Source organism: Marinobacter sp. LV10R520-4, from assembly GCF_002563815.1.
In the GTDB taxonomy this organism is placed as follows: Bacteria; Pseudomonadota; Gammaproteobacteria; order Pseudomonadales; family Oleiphilaceae; genus Marinobacter.
The window spans coordinates 3,394,061-3,410,164 of record NZ_PDJM01000001.1; the positions used below are offsets into that span (position 1 = coordinate 3,394,061).

Consider the following 16,104-nt stretch of genomic DNA (forward strand, 5'->3'; position numbering starts at 1 on the left):
GGCTGGAAATTTGCGTGTGTTTACGTATTTATTTCTCTACCAGATTAGTGCGTAGAACTATATATAGGTCTAAGTGAGCGTGAGTATAACAGGATGTAGTGTTTTTAAAAGAAAAGCCCGGCTATGGCCCGGGCTAATATGACGGTTAAAATCAATGGAAAAGCGCTTGCAAAATCGCAACAAACTGAAAACCGAAGGGCTTCAATATGTTGGGGGCGGGTGTGTCTTTTCAGACAACCGCCTTGTGACAGGGTTTAGCCCAGCAGCAGGCTGTCGTCGTCTACGGTCAGGCCACGCTGTTGTTCAAACAGGTTGAGCAGGTCTTTTACTTCCAGCCCTTCGCGGTCTTTGCCGGCAATGTCAAACACCACTTCGCCTTGGTGCAGCATTACGGTGCGGGTGCCTACTTCCAGCGCCTGCTTCATACTGTGGGTGACCATCAGTGCCGTGAGTTTCTGTTCAGCGATGATATTCTGGGTCAGCTCCAGCACGAAAGACGCGGTTTTTGGGTCCAGCGCAGCGGTGTGCTCGTCTAGCAGCAGAATACTGGACGGCGTCAGGCTTGCCATCAACAGGCTAACGGCTTGGCGCTGGCCGCCAGAGAGAAGGCCCATTTTATCAGTCAGGCGGTTTTCCAGGCCCAAACCCAGAGTGGCCAGGCTCGAGCGAAAGCGTTCCAGGTACTGTTTTTTCACTCCAGTGCCCAGGCCGCGGCGTTTGCCGCGTTTGATGGCCAGGGCCAGGTTTTCTTCAATCGACAAGCCTTCACAGGTACCTGCCAAAGGGTCCTGAAATACCCGCGCTACGCGCCCGGTGCGCTTGTGGGTTGGCAGCTTGGTTACGTCGATGTTATCGACAAGAATTTTGCCGCTGTCTATTAGCACTTCGCCGGCCAGGGCGTTCAAAAATGTCGATTTTCCGGCGCCGTTACTGCCAATAACGGTGACAAATTCGCCTTGGTTGACGGTCAGGCTCATGCCACGCAGAGCCGGGTTTTCCAGTGGGGTGCCTTCGCCGAAGGTCAGCCGGAGGTCTGTTGCGGTAATCATGGTGCCTCCTCAGGCCTTTCTGCGTTTGAGTTTGTTCATCAGTGACACGCGGGCACCGGGCAGAACAATGGCCAGGGTGACCAGAACGGCGGTAACCAGATTCAGGTCTTGGGCTTTCAGGCCCAGTGCATCGGCGTTCAGTGCGAAGGCGATGGCCAGGCGGTAAATGATGGCGCCAATCACGCAGGCCAGCAACGCACGAAATACGCTGGTGGGCGTAATAACCGCTTCACCGCCAATCAGCGATGCCAGGCCGATCACAATAACGCCCACGCCCATGGTGACGTCGGCTGCGCCCTGGCTTTGGGCGAACAGTGCGCCGGCCAGGCCCACCAGGCCGTTAGATACCGCGACACCTAGAATAATCATGCCACCAGTGGCGATGCCCTGAGCCCGAGCCATACGGGCGTTAGCACCGGTGGCGCGCATGGCCAGCCCGGTTTCAGATTTCATGAAACGCCAAAGCAGGAACAGCGACACACCGATAACGAGAGTGAACAGCAACACCGGTACCTGATGATATTCAAGCTCTAAGTTGTACCAGGGCGTTAGCACGGTGTCTTCCATCAACAGTGCCACGTTGGGGCGGCCCATAATGCGCAGGTTGATGGAATAGAGCGCAATCATGGTCAGAATAGACGCCAACAGGTTCAGAATTTTCAGTTTTACGTTGAGCAGGGCGGTTACAGCACCGGCGGCCATGCCGGCCAGTATCGCGGCACCGGTTGCCAGCCAAGGATTCCAGCCGGCAATAATCAGCATGGCGGCTACGGCGGCACCAAGGGGGAAGCTGCCGTCTACGGTTAAGTCGGGGAAGTCCAGAACACGGAATGACAGGTAGACTCCGAAGGCAACCAGGCCGTATATCAGGCCGGTTTCTAATGCGCCATAAAAGGCAATGTTACTGAGCATGAATAAGATTCGCTGTAAAAGAAAACGGACAGGTCGGATTGGTTACCGCCTGCCCGTGTAAGTCAGGCTTTACTTGGCGTTGGAAACCACTTCTTTGGCTTCCGCAATAATGTCATCGGCAATGGTCATGCCCATGCGTTCGGCGGCTTCCGGGTTTACAAACAGGTCCAGGGTGTCCATGGTTTCTACCGGCATATCGGCGGTGTTAGCACCTTCCAGAATGCGTACCACCATGGCACCGGTCTGGCGGCCGTGATCGTAATAATTGAAGCCCAGCGCGGCAGCTGCTCCGCGGGAAACCGTGGCGGTGTCAGCGGCGAATACTGGAATTTTCGAGCGTTCACCCACAGAAATTACGGCTTCTGCTGCGCTGATGACGGTGTTATCCGTGGTCAGGTAGATGGCATCTGCCTTGCCCACCAGTGAACGGGATGCTCCCAGCACTTCGGAGGTTTTGGTCGCGGCAGCTCTTACCAGCACCATGTCGCGGGCTTTCATGCTTTCTTCAATCATGTCTACCAGGGCTACGGCGTTGGCTTCACCCGGGTTGTAAACCGTGCCAATACGCTTGGCGTTTGGTACCAGGCGCTGTAGCAAATCCAGATGCTTCTCGATTGGGAGCATGTCTGATACGCCGGTAATGTTGGCGCCGGGTGCATCCAGTGATAGTACCAACTTGGCGCCCAGCGGATCGGTTACCGCGGAAAATACAACCGGAATATTGCGGGCTGCGGCCGCAACGGTTTGCGCAGACGGCGTGGCGATGGCGACGATAACAGCCGGGCTTTCACCCACAAATTTACGCGCAATCTGGGCGGCAATGCCGCTGTTGCCCTGAGCGCTTTCGTGGATGATGCGAATGTTGTCGCCGTCTACATAGCCGCGCTCTGCCAGTTCATCTTTTATGCCCTCATAGACCGAGTCCAGAGCGGGATGTTCTACAATCTGGGTAATAGCAACAACAGGGAGCTCTGCGGCCTGAACAAAACTGGCAGCGGCAAGCACGGATGCACCAATCAGGGTGCGTAACATTCTCTTGGCCATACAACCATCTCCGAGTCGGTTAACTGATGTTATGTTGGTTATTTTCGCTGTTCATGTACTTTTTTTGATCATTTACACGGAGCGGGAGTTTACCACAGGATTTGCGCTTGCGGGGTTGGGGGCCCGGCGTGATTTTGCCTTGGTCTGGCGGGCGTTACAAGGCCGGCAGGCGATTGCGGATATTGATGGCATTTTATGTTTAACTCACATATTTTAAGACACCGTGGGTCGGTGTAATGTGTCATCGTGATATACAGACCAATAAGCGCTTACTGCCAAGGTTTAGAAGGCTGCTTTCCAATCGGACTGAATGAGCAGGGTATCCAATGAAAACAACGAATAAGTTACCTCTGGACATGATTTACCACTGGGAGGCCACCATAGGGGACTCCTTATACTTGACCCAGCCGACAGGAAACGGCCAGGTTGACGAGTTTACCTGGCGCCGTGCAGCCGACGAGGCCCGGCGCATGGCTGCGTACCTGAAATCGCTGGATTTGCCCGCGGGCAGCAGTATTGGACTGATTTCGAAAAATTGTGCCCACTGGGTGATGGCAGACTGGGCAATCTGGATGTCGGGTTACGTGTCTGTGCCCATTTACCCGACGCTGAACGCGACCACGGTTGGCTACATCCTTGAACACTCCGAGTGCAAGGCGCTGTTCGTTGGCAAGCTGGACGACTGGGACATGATGAAACCCGGTGTGCCAGAAACCCTGCACTGCATTTCGTTTCCATCCAGCCCGCCCACGAGCTTTGTGACCTGGAACGACATTATTCGCGACACGGCGCCGCTGGAAGGCAAGGTGAAGCGCGAAGCCGATGAACTGGCAACGCTGGTCTATACGTCTGGCAGCACCGGCCAGCCCAAAGGCGTTATGTTGAGCTTTGCGAACATGGCGTTTGCGGCTGAAGGTGTCACTCAGACTCTGGGGCTTTCACCCAACGAGCGCATGCTGTCTTATCTGCCGCTGGCACACGTGTTTGAACGTGCTTTTGTGGAGTTCGGCTCGCTGTATAACGGCTTTCAACTGTTCTTTGCTGAATCCATGGATACTTTCGTGGCCGATGTTCAACGCGCGCAGCCCACGCTGTTTTTGTCTGTGCCCCGGCTGTGGGTGAAATTCCAGCACGGCGTACTGAAGAAACTGCCGCAGAAAAAACTCAACCTGCTGTTAAAAATCCCACTGGTTAGCGGTGTCATTAAGAAAAAGATTCTCAATGGCCTGGGGCTTGGTAAGGTGAAATTGGCGGGCAGCGGGTCTGCGCCGCTGTCTAATGATGTGCTGGGCTGGTATCGCAACCTTGGGCTGGAATTGCTGGAAGGTTATGGCATGTCCGAGAACCTGGCCTATTCCCATATGAGCAAACCGGGGCGCTCGCGAATTGGCTATGTTGGCGAGGCCTTGCCCGGTGTGGAAGTGCGCATCAATGACAACGGCGAAGTACTGATAAAAAGCCCGGCCACCATGATGGGGTACTTCAAGGATGAAGAACGCACTCGCGAAACCATGAGCGAAGACGGCTTTTTGAAAACCGGTGATAAGGGCGAGCTGGACGAGATGGGGCGCCTGAAACTAACCGGCCGTACCAAAGAGATGTTCAAAACCAGTAAAGGCAAGTACATTGCCCCGGCGGCTTTGGAAAACCGACTGATGGCAAATCAAAACATTGAGATGGTGTGTGTTTCCGGCGCCAATCAGACCAATCCGTTTGCACTGGTGCTGCTCAATGAAAATTTGCGGCCGCAGATGGCAGACCCGGAAGTGCGCAAAACCGTTGAAGCAGAACTAAACAGCCTGCGCGATCAGGTAAATCGTGCGGTAGACCCACATGAGAAACTGGCGTTCATTGCGGTGGTTACGGATGAGTGGTCAATCGAAAACAGTTTTCTGACGCCTACTCTCAAGCTTAAACGTAACGTGGTTGAAGCGGCTTACGAAAGCGAGGTTGAAGGCTGGTATGCCGAGCGTAAAGCGGTGGTTTGGCACTAAACACCCGTGATTTTGTGAGAAGCCCGGCCATTGCCGGGCTTTTCTGTAAAAAACCAACGTTTATTGTGGGTATGCCGTTATAGGGGTGTCCCTGTTTTTTTTCAGGACTATGTTTTCAGGAGCATGGCATGTCGCGCCTCGCGCAGTTTCAAAATCGTATCAACCAGAATATTCCATTAACCAAGGCTATGGGCCTGCAATTGCTGGAGTGGGACGGCACGGCCTTGTTGTTGAGCGCTCCGCTTGCACCCAACAGTAATCACCAGGGCACGGGCTTTGGTGGCAGCCTCTACGGCGTTGGCGTATCGGCCGCCTGGAGCGTTGCTGAGCTGGCGCTGGCTGATCTTCAGCTGAAAGGCACGGTGGTGATACAAACGGGCACGATTGAATACAAGTCGCCGGTGGACGGGGATTTTTTTAGCGTATGCCGTTTGCCAGACGGCGAAATGCCGGACCACTTTCGAAAAAGCCTGGCCCGCCACGGCCGTGCCCGGCTGGAGCTAACAGCTGAGATTTTTTGCGGTGACCCCTCGCTGGAACCGCCGCAAGAGCCGGCGGCTGTTTTTAGGGGGCGCTTTGTGGTTTCTGACGTGCGCTCGCGAGCCGGATAGCGCGTGCTGAAAGCTTTTTAGGATAGCAAACCGCGTCAGTTCATGGCCCGCGAGTTAGAAATAGACCGGCTCATCAGAATAATGGGGATAATGCCGGCCACCACAATAATCAGCGCCGGCAATGCGCTGTGGAACAGCTTTTCGTCAGAGGCAAACTGGTACACGTAAGTTGCCAGGGTTTCAAAATTGAACGGCCGCAGAATCAGTGTGGCTGGCAGTTCCTTCATACAGTCTACAAACACCACCAACGCCGCTGTTATAAGAGTGCCCCGCAACATGGGCAGGTGAACTTTCACCAGAGTTTTGCCCGGCGTATGCCCCAAAGAGCGTGAAGCCATGTCCATACTTGGGGTGATTTTCTGCAGGGCGCTTTCCACGCTGCCAGCGGACACCGCCAAAAACCGCACGGTGTAAGCAAATATCAGTGCAAACGCTGAACCGCTAAGCAGTAGGCCACTGCTGAAACCGAAGTAATCGCGCATCAGACTGTCTAGCCAGTTATCAAATCCTGCCAATGGCACAATCACACCAACCGCAAGCACGGCGCCGGGCATGGCGTAGCCCAGGCTCGACAGCCGCATTAGCACCTGCATGCCACGGGTGTTATGCAGTCGGCGGCTGTAGGCCAGGGTTACGCCAATAACCAGCGTGGTGAGCGCTGCAGCGCTAGACAGGAAAAGACTGTTTAGGGTGTTTTGAATAAAATCCGGGTTCCAGCTCTCGCTGAAATATTCGATGGCGTAGGTAGCCAGAGTGGCACCCGGAATGGCAAAGCCCAGCAAAACCGGAATACCACACACCGCCACACAGACCATCTGGCGTGGAAACGACATGGTGAAACGGCGGATAGGCTCGCGGTTGTCGCGGGCGGCGAACTGCTGTTGGCGGCGGCGGGAATAGCGCTCGAGGGTAACCAGCACCAGTACAAATATCAGCATGACGCTGGCAATCTGTGCGGCGCCGCCAAGATTGCCCAGGTTCATCCAGGTATCAAACAGGCCGGTCGTGAGGGTTTGCACGGCGAAGAAGTCGACGGTGCCGAAATCGTTGAGGGTTTCCATCATCACCAGTGACAAGCCAACGGCAATCGCCGGGCGGGCAATGGGCAGCACCACGCGGAAAAATGTACTGATTGCCGAGTGGCCGAGGCTGCGGCTAACCGCGAACAACGACGGTGACTGCTCCAGAAACGCGGCGCGGGCTAGCAGGTACACATAAGGGTAGAGCACCAAACCGATCATCAGGATGGCGCCCTCCAGGCTGCGGATTTCGGGAAACCAGTAATCCGCCGCGCTGGTCCAGCCAAACACGGCGCGCAAGGTGGTTTGCACAGGCCCGGCATAGTCCAGCAGGCTGGTGTACACATAGGCAATAACGTAAGCCGGTACGGCGAAAGGCAGCAGCATGGCCCACTCGAAATATTTGCGGCCGGGAAACTCGCACATGGTGACGGCCCAGGCGCTGGACAAGCCAATACCCAGGGCGAGTATGCCTACGCCCAACATCAGTTTGAGGGTGGTTAACAGGTAGCGCGGCAGAGTAGTGCTCATCAGGTGCGGCCAGATGTTCTCGTCTGGAAAAAACGCCAAGTAAATAACGGCAAGCACAGGTAGAGCAACAATGGCGGTAATCAGTGCTGCGGCAATCAGCCAGCGTTTGGATGTGCGTTTGATTTGCAGCGGTTGGGCCAGTGCAATATGGGCGCTGGTGGCAGCTTCAGACATGCGAATCCTTCTGATTCAGCCCGATACAGTGGCTGAAAGACAATGAACCATTGATGAAGATTGGTTCAAAATGATGATGAAAAGGATTCGGATTTTAGACAGCTAGGGGCTGGCCTGCAAGCAAGCAAGCGGCAGAAAGTTCCTGCCGCTTGCTGCTTTTCAGTCAAACGGGCTTATTCGCCGTCAAAATCTACGCGGTCGACCAGTTTCACAGCTGCGTTGCGATTGTCAGCAATTTTCTGCAGTGAAAGGGAGTCCGGATTGATTTCGCCCCACTCGGCAACCATACCAACAGGCTTCACATTCGGGTTGGCCGGGTACTCTGCGTTTGCTTCAGCGTAGATGCGTTGGGCTTCTGCAGAAGACAGGAACTCCATCAGTTTAATGGCGTTGTCTTTGTTCGGTGCGCTTTTGGTCAGTGCAATGCTGCTGATATTGATATGGGTACCACGGCCATCGGCGTTGGGAAATACCAGGTTCACAGTTTTCGCGGCTTCACGTTCGTTATCATCTTGCAGCATGTTGCCGTAGTAGTAGCTGTTACCAATGGCAACGTCACACACGCCGGCTGCAATGGCCTTGATTTGATCGCGGTCGCCACCTTGGGGTTTGCGTGCCAGGTTGTCTTTCACGCCTGCCAGCCACTTTTCGGTGTCTGCTTCACCGTGGTGAGCAATCATCGAAGAAATTAGAGCGATGTTGTAAGGATGCTTGCCGCTGCGGGTACAAATGCGGTTGTTCCATTTTTCGTCTGCCAGATCTTCGTAGGTGGTTATTGCGCCTTCTTCAACGCGGTCTTTGGAGGTGTAGATCAAACGGCCACGGGTTGTCAGTGCGAACCACTGGCCATCTGGGTGGCGCAGGTTTTCCGGGATGTTCTTGTTCAGAATTTCATTGTCAGTAATGCCCTGCAGCAGGTTACGCTCAACAAGTTCGTCGATACGGGAAATGTCGACGGTCATCACCAGGTCTGCGGGGCTATTACGGCCTTCGCGGTCGAGGCGCTCGGCCAGGCCTTGCTTGGCGAATACCACGTTGGATTCAATACCGGTCTCTTTTTCAAACGCGTTCAGCAGAGGTTCCAGCAGGTAAGCCTGGCGGTAGGAGTAGATGTTCACTTCGCCGTCAGCAAACGCGGGCATGGGCATGGCGGTTAGGGCAATGGCCGCTGTGGCAGCAAGTTTCAATCGCATAATGGCAACCTCGGTTGGGAGTGTGATTCTGTCAGGCTTTGGTGAATGACTATTAACAACGCCAACCATTCTCATTTGTATTACCCGAATAGTCAATACTGTCTGTCTATACTTTGAGAAATTTGGTGGTATTCTTTATGGAAACAACAGCTTTCAGCCTTGGTGTGGATTTTATGACCCCAGATGACCGCCGCATACACCTGCGTACCGCCATGAGTGCGACGGTGAAAGTTGAGCATGAAACCCTGGGCAACTTTGTGTTTGGTACCCGCGACATATCTGACGGCGGCGTGTTTATTGCGATTGAAGATCAAAAATTTGCCCCTCAACTTGGGGACAAAGTGACCGTTCAAGTGCAGGGCTTGCCGATAGAGGCTCCGATTTTGCACATGATGGTGCGGCGTAAAACCTCTGAGGGTTACGGTTTACAGTTTGCCGACAGCAACCCATAACGGTTAATATTCCTGCCCGATTAAGCCTGTCGTGCGCTTTAACAAGCGATGCGGCACGCAGTCTATAAAAAGTGACGCAGTATCCAGTCACGCAGTTCCCGCATTCAGCCTCATGTTTTTCTGTCAGGAATGTCTATGGCGTACGCTCTGGAAATTCAGGGCCTGACCAAAACCTATGGCAATGGTTTTCAGGCTCTTAAAAGTATTGACCTCAAAGTGGCCGAAGGCGACTTTTTTGCGTTGTTAGGCCCCAACGGCGCCGGCAAATCCACCATCCTGGGGGTGGTGTCATCGCTGGTGAATAAATCCGCCGGGCAGGTGCGAGTGTTTGGCCATGATTTGGACACCGAGCTGTCGGCGGCCAAGCTTAACTTGGGCGTGGTGCCCCAGGAATTCAACTTTAATCAGTTTGAAAAAGTGCTGGATATTGTGACCACCCAGGCCGGCTATTACGGTATTCCGTTAAAGCAGGCTCTGATCTCTGCCGAGAAATACCTGAAACAGCTTGGGCTATGGGAAAAGCGCAATACTCCGTCGCGCACGCTGTCTGGCGGCATGAAGCGGCGCCTGATGATTGCCCGTGCGCTGGTGCACGAACCGCGCCTGTTGATTCTGGACGAACCCACCGCGGGCGTGGATATTGAGCTGCGCCGTTCTATGTGGACGTTTCTGCAAGAAATGAACCGCAATGGCACCACCATTATTCTGACAACCCACTACTTGGAAGAAGCCGAGGCACTGTGCCGCAACATCGCCATTATTGATCACGGCCAGATCCTGCGAAACACCAGCAAGCGCGAGTTACTGCAGCAACTGAGTGTGGAAACCTTTGTACTGGATCTTGCCGGTGGTCATCAACAGCTGCCCGAGCTTGACGGTTATGTTTGCCGCTTTGATAAAGACGGTGCTTTGGAAGTGGATGTGCAAAAAGGGTCCGGTTTGAATCAGGTTTTTGTGCAGCTGCAACAGCAGGGCATCGAGGTAGAAAGCATGCGCACCAAAGCGAACCGCCTGGAAGAGCTATTTGTTCGCATGGTTGAAGCCAACGCCGACAACAGTGACAACGATCCGAAGGCGCAGTTATGAACTCGTACGCTCTGTGGACCGCGTTTTATACCATTCTGAGTCGTGAAATTCGCCGCTTTACCCGCATCTGGCCGCAAACCCTGTTGCCGCCGGCGGTCACCATGACCCTGTATTTTATTATTTTTGGCAATCTGATTGGTTCCCGCATCGGTAAGATGGACGGCTTCGACTACATGCAGTTTATTACGCCGGGCCTGATTATGCTGGCGGTTATTACCAGTTCCTACGGCAACGTGGTGTCGTCGTTTTTCTCGATGAAGTTTCAGCACAGTATTGAAGAGCTGCTGGTAGCGCCGGTGCCAAACTGGGTGATTCTGGCCGGCTACGTGTGCGGCGGTATGGCTCGCGGCCTTGGCATTGGGGTGGTTGTAACGCTGGTATCGCTGGCGTTTACCCACTTGCAAATTCACAACCTGCTGATGGTCGTGGTTACGGTGTTTCTGACCTCGGCGCTGTTTTCCCTGGGCGGTTTTATCAACGCCATGCTGGCAACAAAATTCGATGATATTTCCATTGTGCCCACCTTCATCCTGACACCGCTGACCTACCTGGGCGGCGTTTTTTATAGCATTAATCTGTTGCCGGACGTTTGGCGCGTGGTGTCTATGGCCAACCCGATTCTGTACATGGTGAATGGCTTTCGCTACGGCATTCTGGGTGTGTCCGACGTGAATCCGTTTGTGTCTCTGGGTATGATTCTGCTGTTTATTGTGGTGTTGGCGGCGGTTGCATTGAACCTGTTGCGCCGTGGCAAAGGCATTCGTAACTGATTCAGGAAACTTTATGGCACTTGATAATGCGCCGCTGGGGAAAACCAGCGAATACCCGGATGCCTATGACCCCGGCCAGCTGTTTCCGATTCCGCGGCTGCACAACCGCCAGCGTATAGGCCTGGAAGACGGCCGCTGGCCCTGGTTTGGCGGGGACCTATGGCAGGCATGGGAAGTTTCATGGCTGCGCCCAAGTGGCGTGCCGGTGGTGGCTTGGGCGGAAATCGAGTTTCCGGCAGAATCGCCCCGGCTGGTTGAGTCTAAATCCCTGAAGTTGTATCTGAATTCACTGAACCAGACCGTTTACGCCAGTGCTGAGCGGGTTTGCGAAGTGATTGTTGCAGACTTGTCGTCAGCCTGTGGCGCGGCGGTTCGGGTGACCCTGCACAGCGTTGATGAAGGCGCTCTGGCCCAAGGGCGGCCGCAGGAATATCAGCTGATTGATGACGAACCTTTGACTGATGTGGTTTACAGCTACGCGCCAGAGTCCCTTGTAACCGGCACAGAGATCGTCAGCGAAAAGTTGTGTTCACACCTGTTGAAAAGTAATTGCCCGGTAACCGGACAGCCAGACTGGGGTTCGGTATTGATTGACTATACCGGGCCGAAACTGGATCGGGTTGGCCTGCTGCGTTACATCGTGAGTTTTCGCCAGAAGCAGGACTTTCACGAGCACTGCGTAGAGACTTTGTTCACGGACCTGATGCGCCATTGTAAGCCGCAGGCGTTGACTGTAACCGCCCGTTATACTCGTCGCGGCGGTCTGGATATTAATCCGTGGCGCAGCACCAGCGCTGATGCCAATTCAGGCCCGCGGCTTATACGGCAGTAGCTTTTTATGAGTCCCGCTGATGGCGCAAGCGGCTAGAGGCTTCGTCTAATGCCCGCAGTATGGCGATCCGGTCGTTTTCGTTTACTTTTGCGGAATCCAGATACAGGGTAAAACCACTGTGCTCGTGTTCCAGAAAGCTGCGGTTGCGGCCCAGGTCGCAGCGGTAATCGATCACCTGATACACCGCAATGGGCCTGCTGAAGCCTTTAACCGTTACCTCGCCCTTGTCGCGGCACATAATGCTGTCTTTAATCAGCGAAAAGGCTTCGTGGGTTACCAGAATCTCACCGGGCTGCGCCAGATGCTCCAGCCGGCTGGCGAGGTTCACTTCCTTGCCAATGATGGTGTAATCCATGCGATTCTCGGCGCCAAAGTTGCCAACGGTGGCATAGCCGGTGCTGATGCCCATACGAATCTGCAGCGGGGTTTTGATGCCTTTGCTGCGCCAGTTCTGGCGCAGTATTTTCATGTGTTTGCGCATGTCGATGGCCATAGACACGCAGGCCAACGTATCCGCCCGTTGACCACGGCTGGTGGGGTCGCCAAAAAAGATCATGATGGAGTCGCCCACAAACTTGTCAATGGTGCCGCCGTGCTTGAGGGCAATTTGCGACATTTCATTGAAGTAATGGTTTAACACATCGGTCAAGGCTTCCGGCTCCATTTCTTCCGACAGCTCGGTAAAGCCCTGAATGTCTGAAAAAAACACCGCCAGTTTTTTGCGCTGGGTTTCCAGGCGTACATCCCGCTGGCCGGTAAAGATGGTTTGCTATACCTGCGGCGACATGTACTTTGACAATTTTTGCGATAGTGCGATGGACTGTTCGCGCTGGGTTTGAATCAATAACGTGGCGTGGCGTGGCGTAGGGCTTTGGCTTGCTGATGGAAAAACAGAGCGGTTGCGCAAATGTAAACACCGGCTACGATCACCGCCAGTAAATCTGCAAGGGGGGTAGGGTGATGGCATGGTCAGGGTTGAATAGAAAGAATATGGCCAGCGCCGACCCAGAAAGTATCAGGCTACCCTTTGCCCATTGCTTTAAGCCTCCCACCATAAAGCAGGTGAACATCACCATTAACGCAATGGTGGCGGCGGATATGCTTGCCAGCCCCAGGCTACCGATAAACGCCCCGGAAATGGCGCAATCTATTAGCAACAAATTTTGACCAACAGTGGTTGAGTTCCGCTTGCGGGCATCCAGGGAAAACAGCTGGGCCAGGTGTGGCCAAACCAAGGCAAACCCTGCCATGCCAAAAAGCCACTCTGAGTGAAGCCTACCCACAGCAGCTGCGACCACAATCACGGCGACGGCGGTGTAACCCAGTGTGCGGCCAAGATAAGCGGGCATGATGGACACGGTGTTCACCGGTGTTTCCACAGCGATGTCCATAACGCTAGCGGGGGTTGTTCCGGTAACGGGAATGTTGGCAGATGCTCTGCTCATTTCAGAATCGAATCCTTCCTGTCAGCATGTCTTTGAACATAACCCAATCGCCCATCAAGCTATACAGAGGGTGGTGGAATGTAGCGGGGCGATTTTTCTCAAAGCCGAAATGGCCAATCCAGGCGAAGCCATATCCGATCACCGGCAGAGCCAGCAGCCAAAGTAGATTGCCAGACACGGCCACCCAGGCTATGACGGCCAGCACCAGTGAACTGCCAATAAAGTGCAATCGCCTACAGGTTCGGTTGCGGTGCTCATTTAAGTAAAAAGGGTAGAATTCGGCAAAGCTGCGAAAGGTTTTTGGTGCACTCACGGTAGCCTCCATGTAGCTTTATAGTTGTTGGTTTTACAAGAGGGCACTCAGCCTAACAGCAATATTCGATTGTCACCATTGAGTGCTATAACAAGGCTTTATTTTAACACCTGACAGGATTATATGACGGCTATCAGCGATTTTATTCTTGCCCGAAGCTCTGAGCCCCGGCTGCAGGCACCGGCACCGGGGCCAGACGTTCTGGCGCAGGCTTTTGCCTGTGCGGCGCGAGCGCCAGATCATGGCCTGTTGCGGCCCTGGCGATACCTGGTGGTGGAAGGCGAAGGCCTTGAGCGCTTGGGCGATTTGTTTGCAGACACTTACGATCCGGAAGCCGACGAGAAAATCCTGGTGAAGCTTCGTAAAGCGCCGCTTCGGGCACCCATGGTGATTATTGCGATTGCGTCACCGGCTGAGCACCCGAAAATTCCGGCCAGTGAGCAAGTGTTGTCCGCGGCTGCGAGCACCACCTTGCTGGAGTTAGCGCTTCAGGATGCGGGTTTCGGTGTTATGTGGCGAACCGGGTCACCGGCTTATAATCCGGCGGTTGCACGGGCGTTGGGTTTGAGCGAGCGCGAATCGGTGATTGGTTTTATTTACACGGGCAGCGTTGTTTGTGCCAAGCCTGCGGTGCCGCGTCTTGAACCGGCGGCGTTTGTGTCGCGCTGGCCGCAGTAGCCAGCGCCTCTTTACGCTTGAAGAACACCCTTAACAGAGCACCTTTTACGGTACTCTTTAGGTTAGGGCACTCTTTAGAGGTCGTTCAGCAGTTCCAGCGTTTGGGCCAGGCGCTGGGGCGCTGAATCCATTTCCAGAATCTCCTGCATGAGCTCAGGCTCGAAATGCACCACGCCAAACAGCGCCAAGCTGAACTGGCCGTCGGTTTTTGCCTGCCATTCTTCTGATTCCGCCAGTTGTTTTACCGATTTCCGAATCGTCGGGTCGCCGTGGCCCAGAGCGACCAGCCGATGCAGGATTTTATCCCGCAATTCGGCGCATTCGCGGGTTTCACTGTCGCTGATCGGTTGGTCATTAAACTCCGCGCAGTCATAGATTTGATAAGGTAACTGCTGAAGCTGCTGGTCCAGCCGGTAGCGCTGCTGTATGTGCACGTTCAGCAGCAGGCGACCGTCTTCCATGGTTTCCAGAAGCTCACAACGGCCGGCACTGAACACGTCATAGGGGCGATAGGTGGCCTGATTAGAGCTTAGCGCCTGCTCCAGAGACTCTGCCTGTTTGCCTGGGCTTAACTGTTTTTCGGTGTGGCAGATGGCCAATAGGGTGTCGGTTTCCAGGCAGTGCTGAATCATCGCGCGGTAGCGCGGTTCAAACACGTGCAGCGGGAACACAGTGCCGGGGAAGGTGACGCACCCGGGAATAGGGAAGATGCAGATTTTGGCCACGGGCTTGCTCCATGATGGTTTGCGGAAAGTGGTCAATGAAAGGTGGTCAATGGAATCGACGTTTACACACTTTACGCTGCCGCTGCGCTAACTGCTCACATCCGGGCGGCAAAACCGCTGTGATGGGTGAGCGCCTTGAGGGCAGTTGCTTGCCGTTTTTTTGCAGTTGCGTAGGGATCACGTTGTTTGAAACGCCCAATATCGGCGTTATTTAGGGGTGTTTCGCCGTTCAAAGCCTAAAAACAGCGCTGCAATCCCGTAAAGACAAAAATTTTCGCAGTTTTCACCATTCTGGCATCGCACTTGCTTTTAACTCTTCATACACCTGAAACCGGCAATCTTTCGTTAACCGCCGGCACAGAATTGCGGAGGCAGCATGGCAATCTCATTCGATAGTGCACTGGGTATTCATCAATACGCACTTCAGGCACGGGTTCAACGCGCAGAAGTTTTGGCCAACAACCTCGCCAACGCCGACACCCCGGGTTTCAAGGCCCGGGATATCGACTTCCAGGCGATGATGAAGCAAGCGCAGAGCAGCGCCAGCGGCTTTGGCATGAACACCACCCACAGCGGCCATATTACCGAAGGTGGCGGTGCGCCTGGCTCTGTCAGCGACAACGATTTGCTGTATCGCACACCGCACCAGCCGTCGGTAGATGGCAATACGGTCGATGCCCAGCAAGAACAGAGCCGCTTTATGCGCAACGCCATGGACTACCAGGCCAGCTTTCAGTTTCTTAATAGCAAATTCAGCGGGATTAGCAAAGCGCTGACCGGCCAGTAAGCCGCAGTTAACACGGTGAACACAGGAGATTTTTATGTCACTGGGTAACATTTTCGACATCGCCGGTTCCGGTATGACTGCGCAATCGCTGCGGCTAAACACCACAGCTTCTAACATTGCCAACGCCGAAACCGCCAGTTCCAGCACCGGTGAAACCTACCGCGCCCGTAAGCCAGTGTTTGCAGCGGTTCAGCAGTCGCTGTTAAACGGCAATCAGCCGGCGTTCGGCTCCGGGGCAGAAGGTGGTGCTGGAGTTCGGGTGGAAGGCATAGTCGAAAGCGATGCCGATCTGCAGATGCGCTATGAGCCCAACCACCCGGCTGCTAGCGAAGACGGCTATGTGTACTACCCCAATGTGAATGTGGCAGAAGAGATGGCCGATATGATGTCCTCTTCGCGCAGCTTCCAGATGAATGTAGACATCATGAACACTGCCAAGTCGATGATGCAGCGCATTTTGACTCTGGGCCAGAACTAACAGGCGGTAAT

16 protein-coding genes and 1 pseudogene are annotated in these 16,104 nt (G+C 54.3%); 9 read left to right on the forward strand and 8 right to left on the reverse strand.

Features of this window, described 5'->3' with window-relative positions; genetic code table 11:
• Nucleotides 1–254: 254 nt before the first annotated feature.
• From ATG98_RS16515 to ATG98_RS16525, 3 genes are all read right to left on the reverse strand, one after another.
• Complete coding sequence (locus ATG98_RS16515) at nt 255–1,049, reverse strand: ABC transporter ATP-binding protein (protein WP_098423865.1); 795 nt, start codon at nt 1,047–1,049, stop codon at nt 255–257.
• Nucleotides 1,050–1,058: 9 nt separating this feature from the next.
• Nucleotides 1,059–1,961, reverse strand: a complete 903-nt coding sequence (locus tag ATG98_RS16520; protein ID WP_098423866.1) for an ABC transporter permease — start codon at nt 1,959–1,961, stop codon at nt 1,059–1,061.
• A 69-nt stretch (nt 1,962–2,030) separates the two neighbouring features.
• Nucleotides 2,031–3,005 carry an ABC transporter substrate-binding protein gene (locus ATG98_RS16525; protein ID WP_098423867.1) on the reverse strand — a complete coding sequence of 325 codons (975 nt, stop codon included), beginning with the start codon at nt 3,003–3,005 and terminating at the stop codon, nt 2,031–2,033.
• A 326-nt stretch (nt 3,006–3,331) separates the two neighbouring features.
• Here ATG98_RS16525 and ATG98_RS16535 point away from each other — a divergent pair, with 326 nt between their 5' ends.
• Together ATG98_RS16535 and ATG98_RS16540 are read left to right on the forward strand one after the other, a co-directional pair.
• Nucleotides 3,332–4,999, forward strand: coding sequence for an AMP-binding protein (locus ATG98_RS16535; RefSeq protein ID WP_098418202.1), 1,668 nt, complete (start codon nt 3,332–3,334; stop codon nt 4,997–4,999).
• Nucleotides 5,000–5,127: 128 nt separating this feature from the next.
• Entirely contained in the window at nt 5,128–5,610 is a 483-nt protein-coding gene (locus tag ATG98_RS16540; protein ID WP_098423868.1) for a thioesterase domain-containing protein, read from the forward strand.
• A 35-nt stretch (nt 5,611–5,645) separates the two neighbouring features.
• Here ATG98_RS16540 and ATG98_RS16545 read toward each other — a convergent pair whose 3' ends face one another.
• Nucleotides 5,646–7,334, reverse strand: coding sequence for an ABC transporter permease (locus ATG98_RS16545; RefSeq protein ID WP_098418204.1), 1,689 nt, complete (start codon nt 7,332–7,334; stop codon nt 5,646–5,648).
• A 173-nt stretch (nt 7,335–7,507) separates the two neighbouring features.
• On the reverse strand, nt 7,508–8,527 hold the full coding sequence (locus tag ATG98_RS16550; RefSeq protein ID WP_098423869.1) for a Fe(3+) ABC transporter substrate-binding protein: 1,020 nt from the start codon (nt 8,525–8,527) through the stop codon (nt 7,508–7,510).
• A gap of 173 nt (nt 8,528–8,700) precedes the next feature.
• Here ATG98_RS16550 and ATG98_RS16555 point away from each other — a divergent pair, with 173 nt between their 5' ends.
• The 4 genes from ATG98_RS16555 to queF all read left to right on the forward strand — a co-directional run bounded on the left by ATG98_RS16555 (nt 8,701) and on the right by queF (nt 11,667).
• Nucleotides 8,701–8,979 carry a PilZ domain-containing protein gene (locus ATG98_RS16555; RefSeq protein WP_098421627.1) on the forward strand — a complete coding sequence of 93 codons (279 nt, stop codon included), beginning with the start codon at nt 8,701–8,703 and terminating at the stop codon, nt 8,977–8,979.
• 135 nt (nt 8,980–9,114) lie between these two features.
• The gene (locus ATG98_RS16560) at nt 9,115–10,065 is read left to right on the forward strand and encodes an ABC transporter ATP-binding protein (protein ID WP_098418206.1); all 951 of its coding nucleotides are present in this window, start codon (nt 9,115–9,117) and stop codon (nt 10,063–10,065) included.
• Entirely contained in the window at nt 10,062–10,835 is a 774-nt protein-coding gene (locus ATG98_RS16565; protein ID WP_098423870.1) for an ABC transporter permease, read from the forward strand. The genes ATG98_RS16560 and ATG98_RS16565 overlap by 4 nt, the downstream gene beginning before the upstream one ends.
• 13 nt (nt 10,836–10,848) lie before the next feature.
• Nucleotides 10,849–11,667, forward strand: a complete 819-nt coding sequence (queF, locus tag ATG98_RS16570; protein ID WP_098423871.1) for an NADPH-dependent 7-cyano-7-deazaguanine reductase QueF — start codon at nt 10,849–10,851, stop codon at nt 11,665–11,667.
• 4 nt (nt 11,668–11,671) lie between these two features.
• Here queF and ATG98_RS23030 read toward each other — a convergent pair.
• Both ATG98_RS23030 and ATG98_RS16580 read right to left on the reverse strand, forming a co-directional pair.
• Nucleotides 11,672–13,112 (reverse strand): annotated as a pseudogene (locus ATG98_RS23030) (adenylate/guanylate cyclase domain-containing protein).
• A 1-nt stretch (nt 13,113) separates the two neighbouring features.
• Nucleotides 13,114–13,437: a DUF962 domain-containing protein gene (locus tag ATG98_RS16580; protein ID WP_179888187.1), complete on the reverse strand. Its 324-nt coding sequence runs from the start codon at nt 13,435–13,437 to the stop codon at nt 13,114–13,116.
• A 111-nt stretch (nt 13,438–13,548) separates the two neighbouring features.
• Between ATG98_RS16580 and ATG98_RS16585 the strand changes: the two genes are divergently transcribed.
• Nucleotides 13,549–14,103, forward strand: a complete 555-nt coding sequence (locus tag ATG98_RS16585; protein ID WP_098423872.1) for a nitroreductase — start codon at nt 13,549–13,551, stop codon at nt 14,101–14,103.
• 74 nt (nt 14,104–14,177) lie between these two features.
• Here ATG98_RS16585 and ATG98_RS16590 read toward each other — a convergent pair whose 3' ends face one another.
• Complete coding sequence (locus tag ATG98_RS16590; protein ID WP_098423873.1) at nt 14,178–14,828, reverse strand: LON peptidase substrate-binding domain-containing protein; 651 nt, start codon at nt 14,826–14,828, stop codon at nt 14,178–14,180.
• 376 nt (nt 14,829–15,204) lie between these two features.
• Between ATG98_RS16590 and flgB the strand changes: the two genes are divergently transcribed.
• Both flgB and flgC read left to right on the forward strand, forming a co-directional pair.
• Nucleotides 15,205–15,615 (forward strand): flagellar basal body rod protein FlgB, encoded by a 411-nt coding sequence (flgB, locus tag ATG98_RS16595; RefSeq protein WP_098423874.1) that lies wholly within the window; start codon nt 15,205–15,207, stop codon nt 15,613–15,615.
• 34 nt (nt 15,616–15,649) lie between these two features.
• On the forward strand, nt 15,650–16,093 hold the full coding sequence (flgC, locus tag ATG98_RS16600; protein ID WP_007352191.1) for a flagellar basal body rod protein FlgC: 444 nt from the start codon (nt 15,650–15,652) through the stop codon (nt 16,091–16,093).
• The last annotated feature ends 11 nt before the right edge of the window (nt 16,094–16,104 follow it).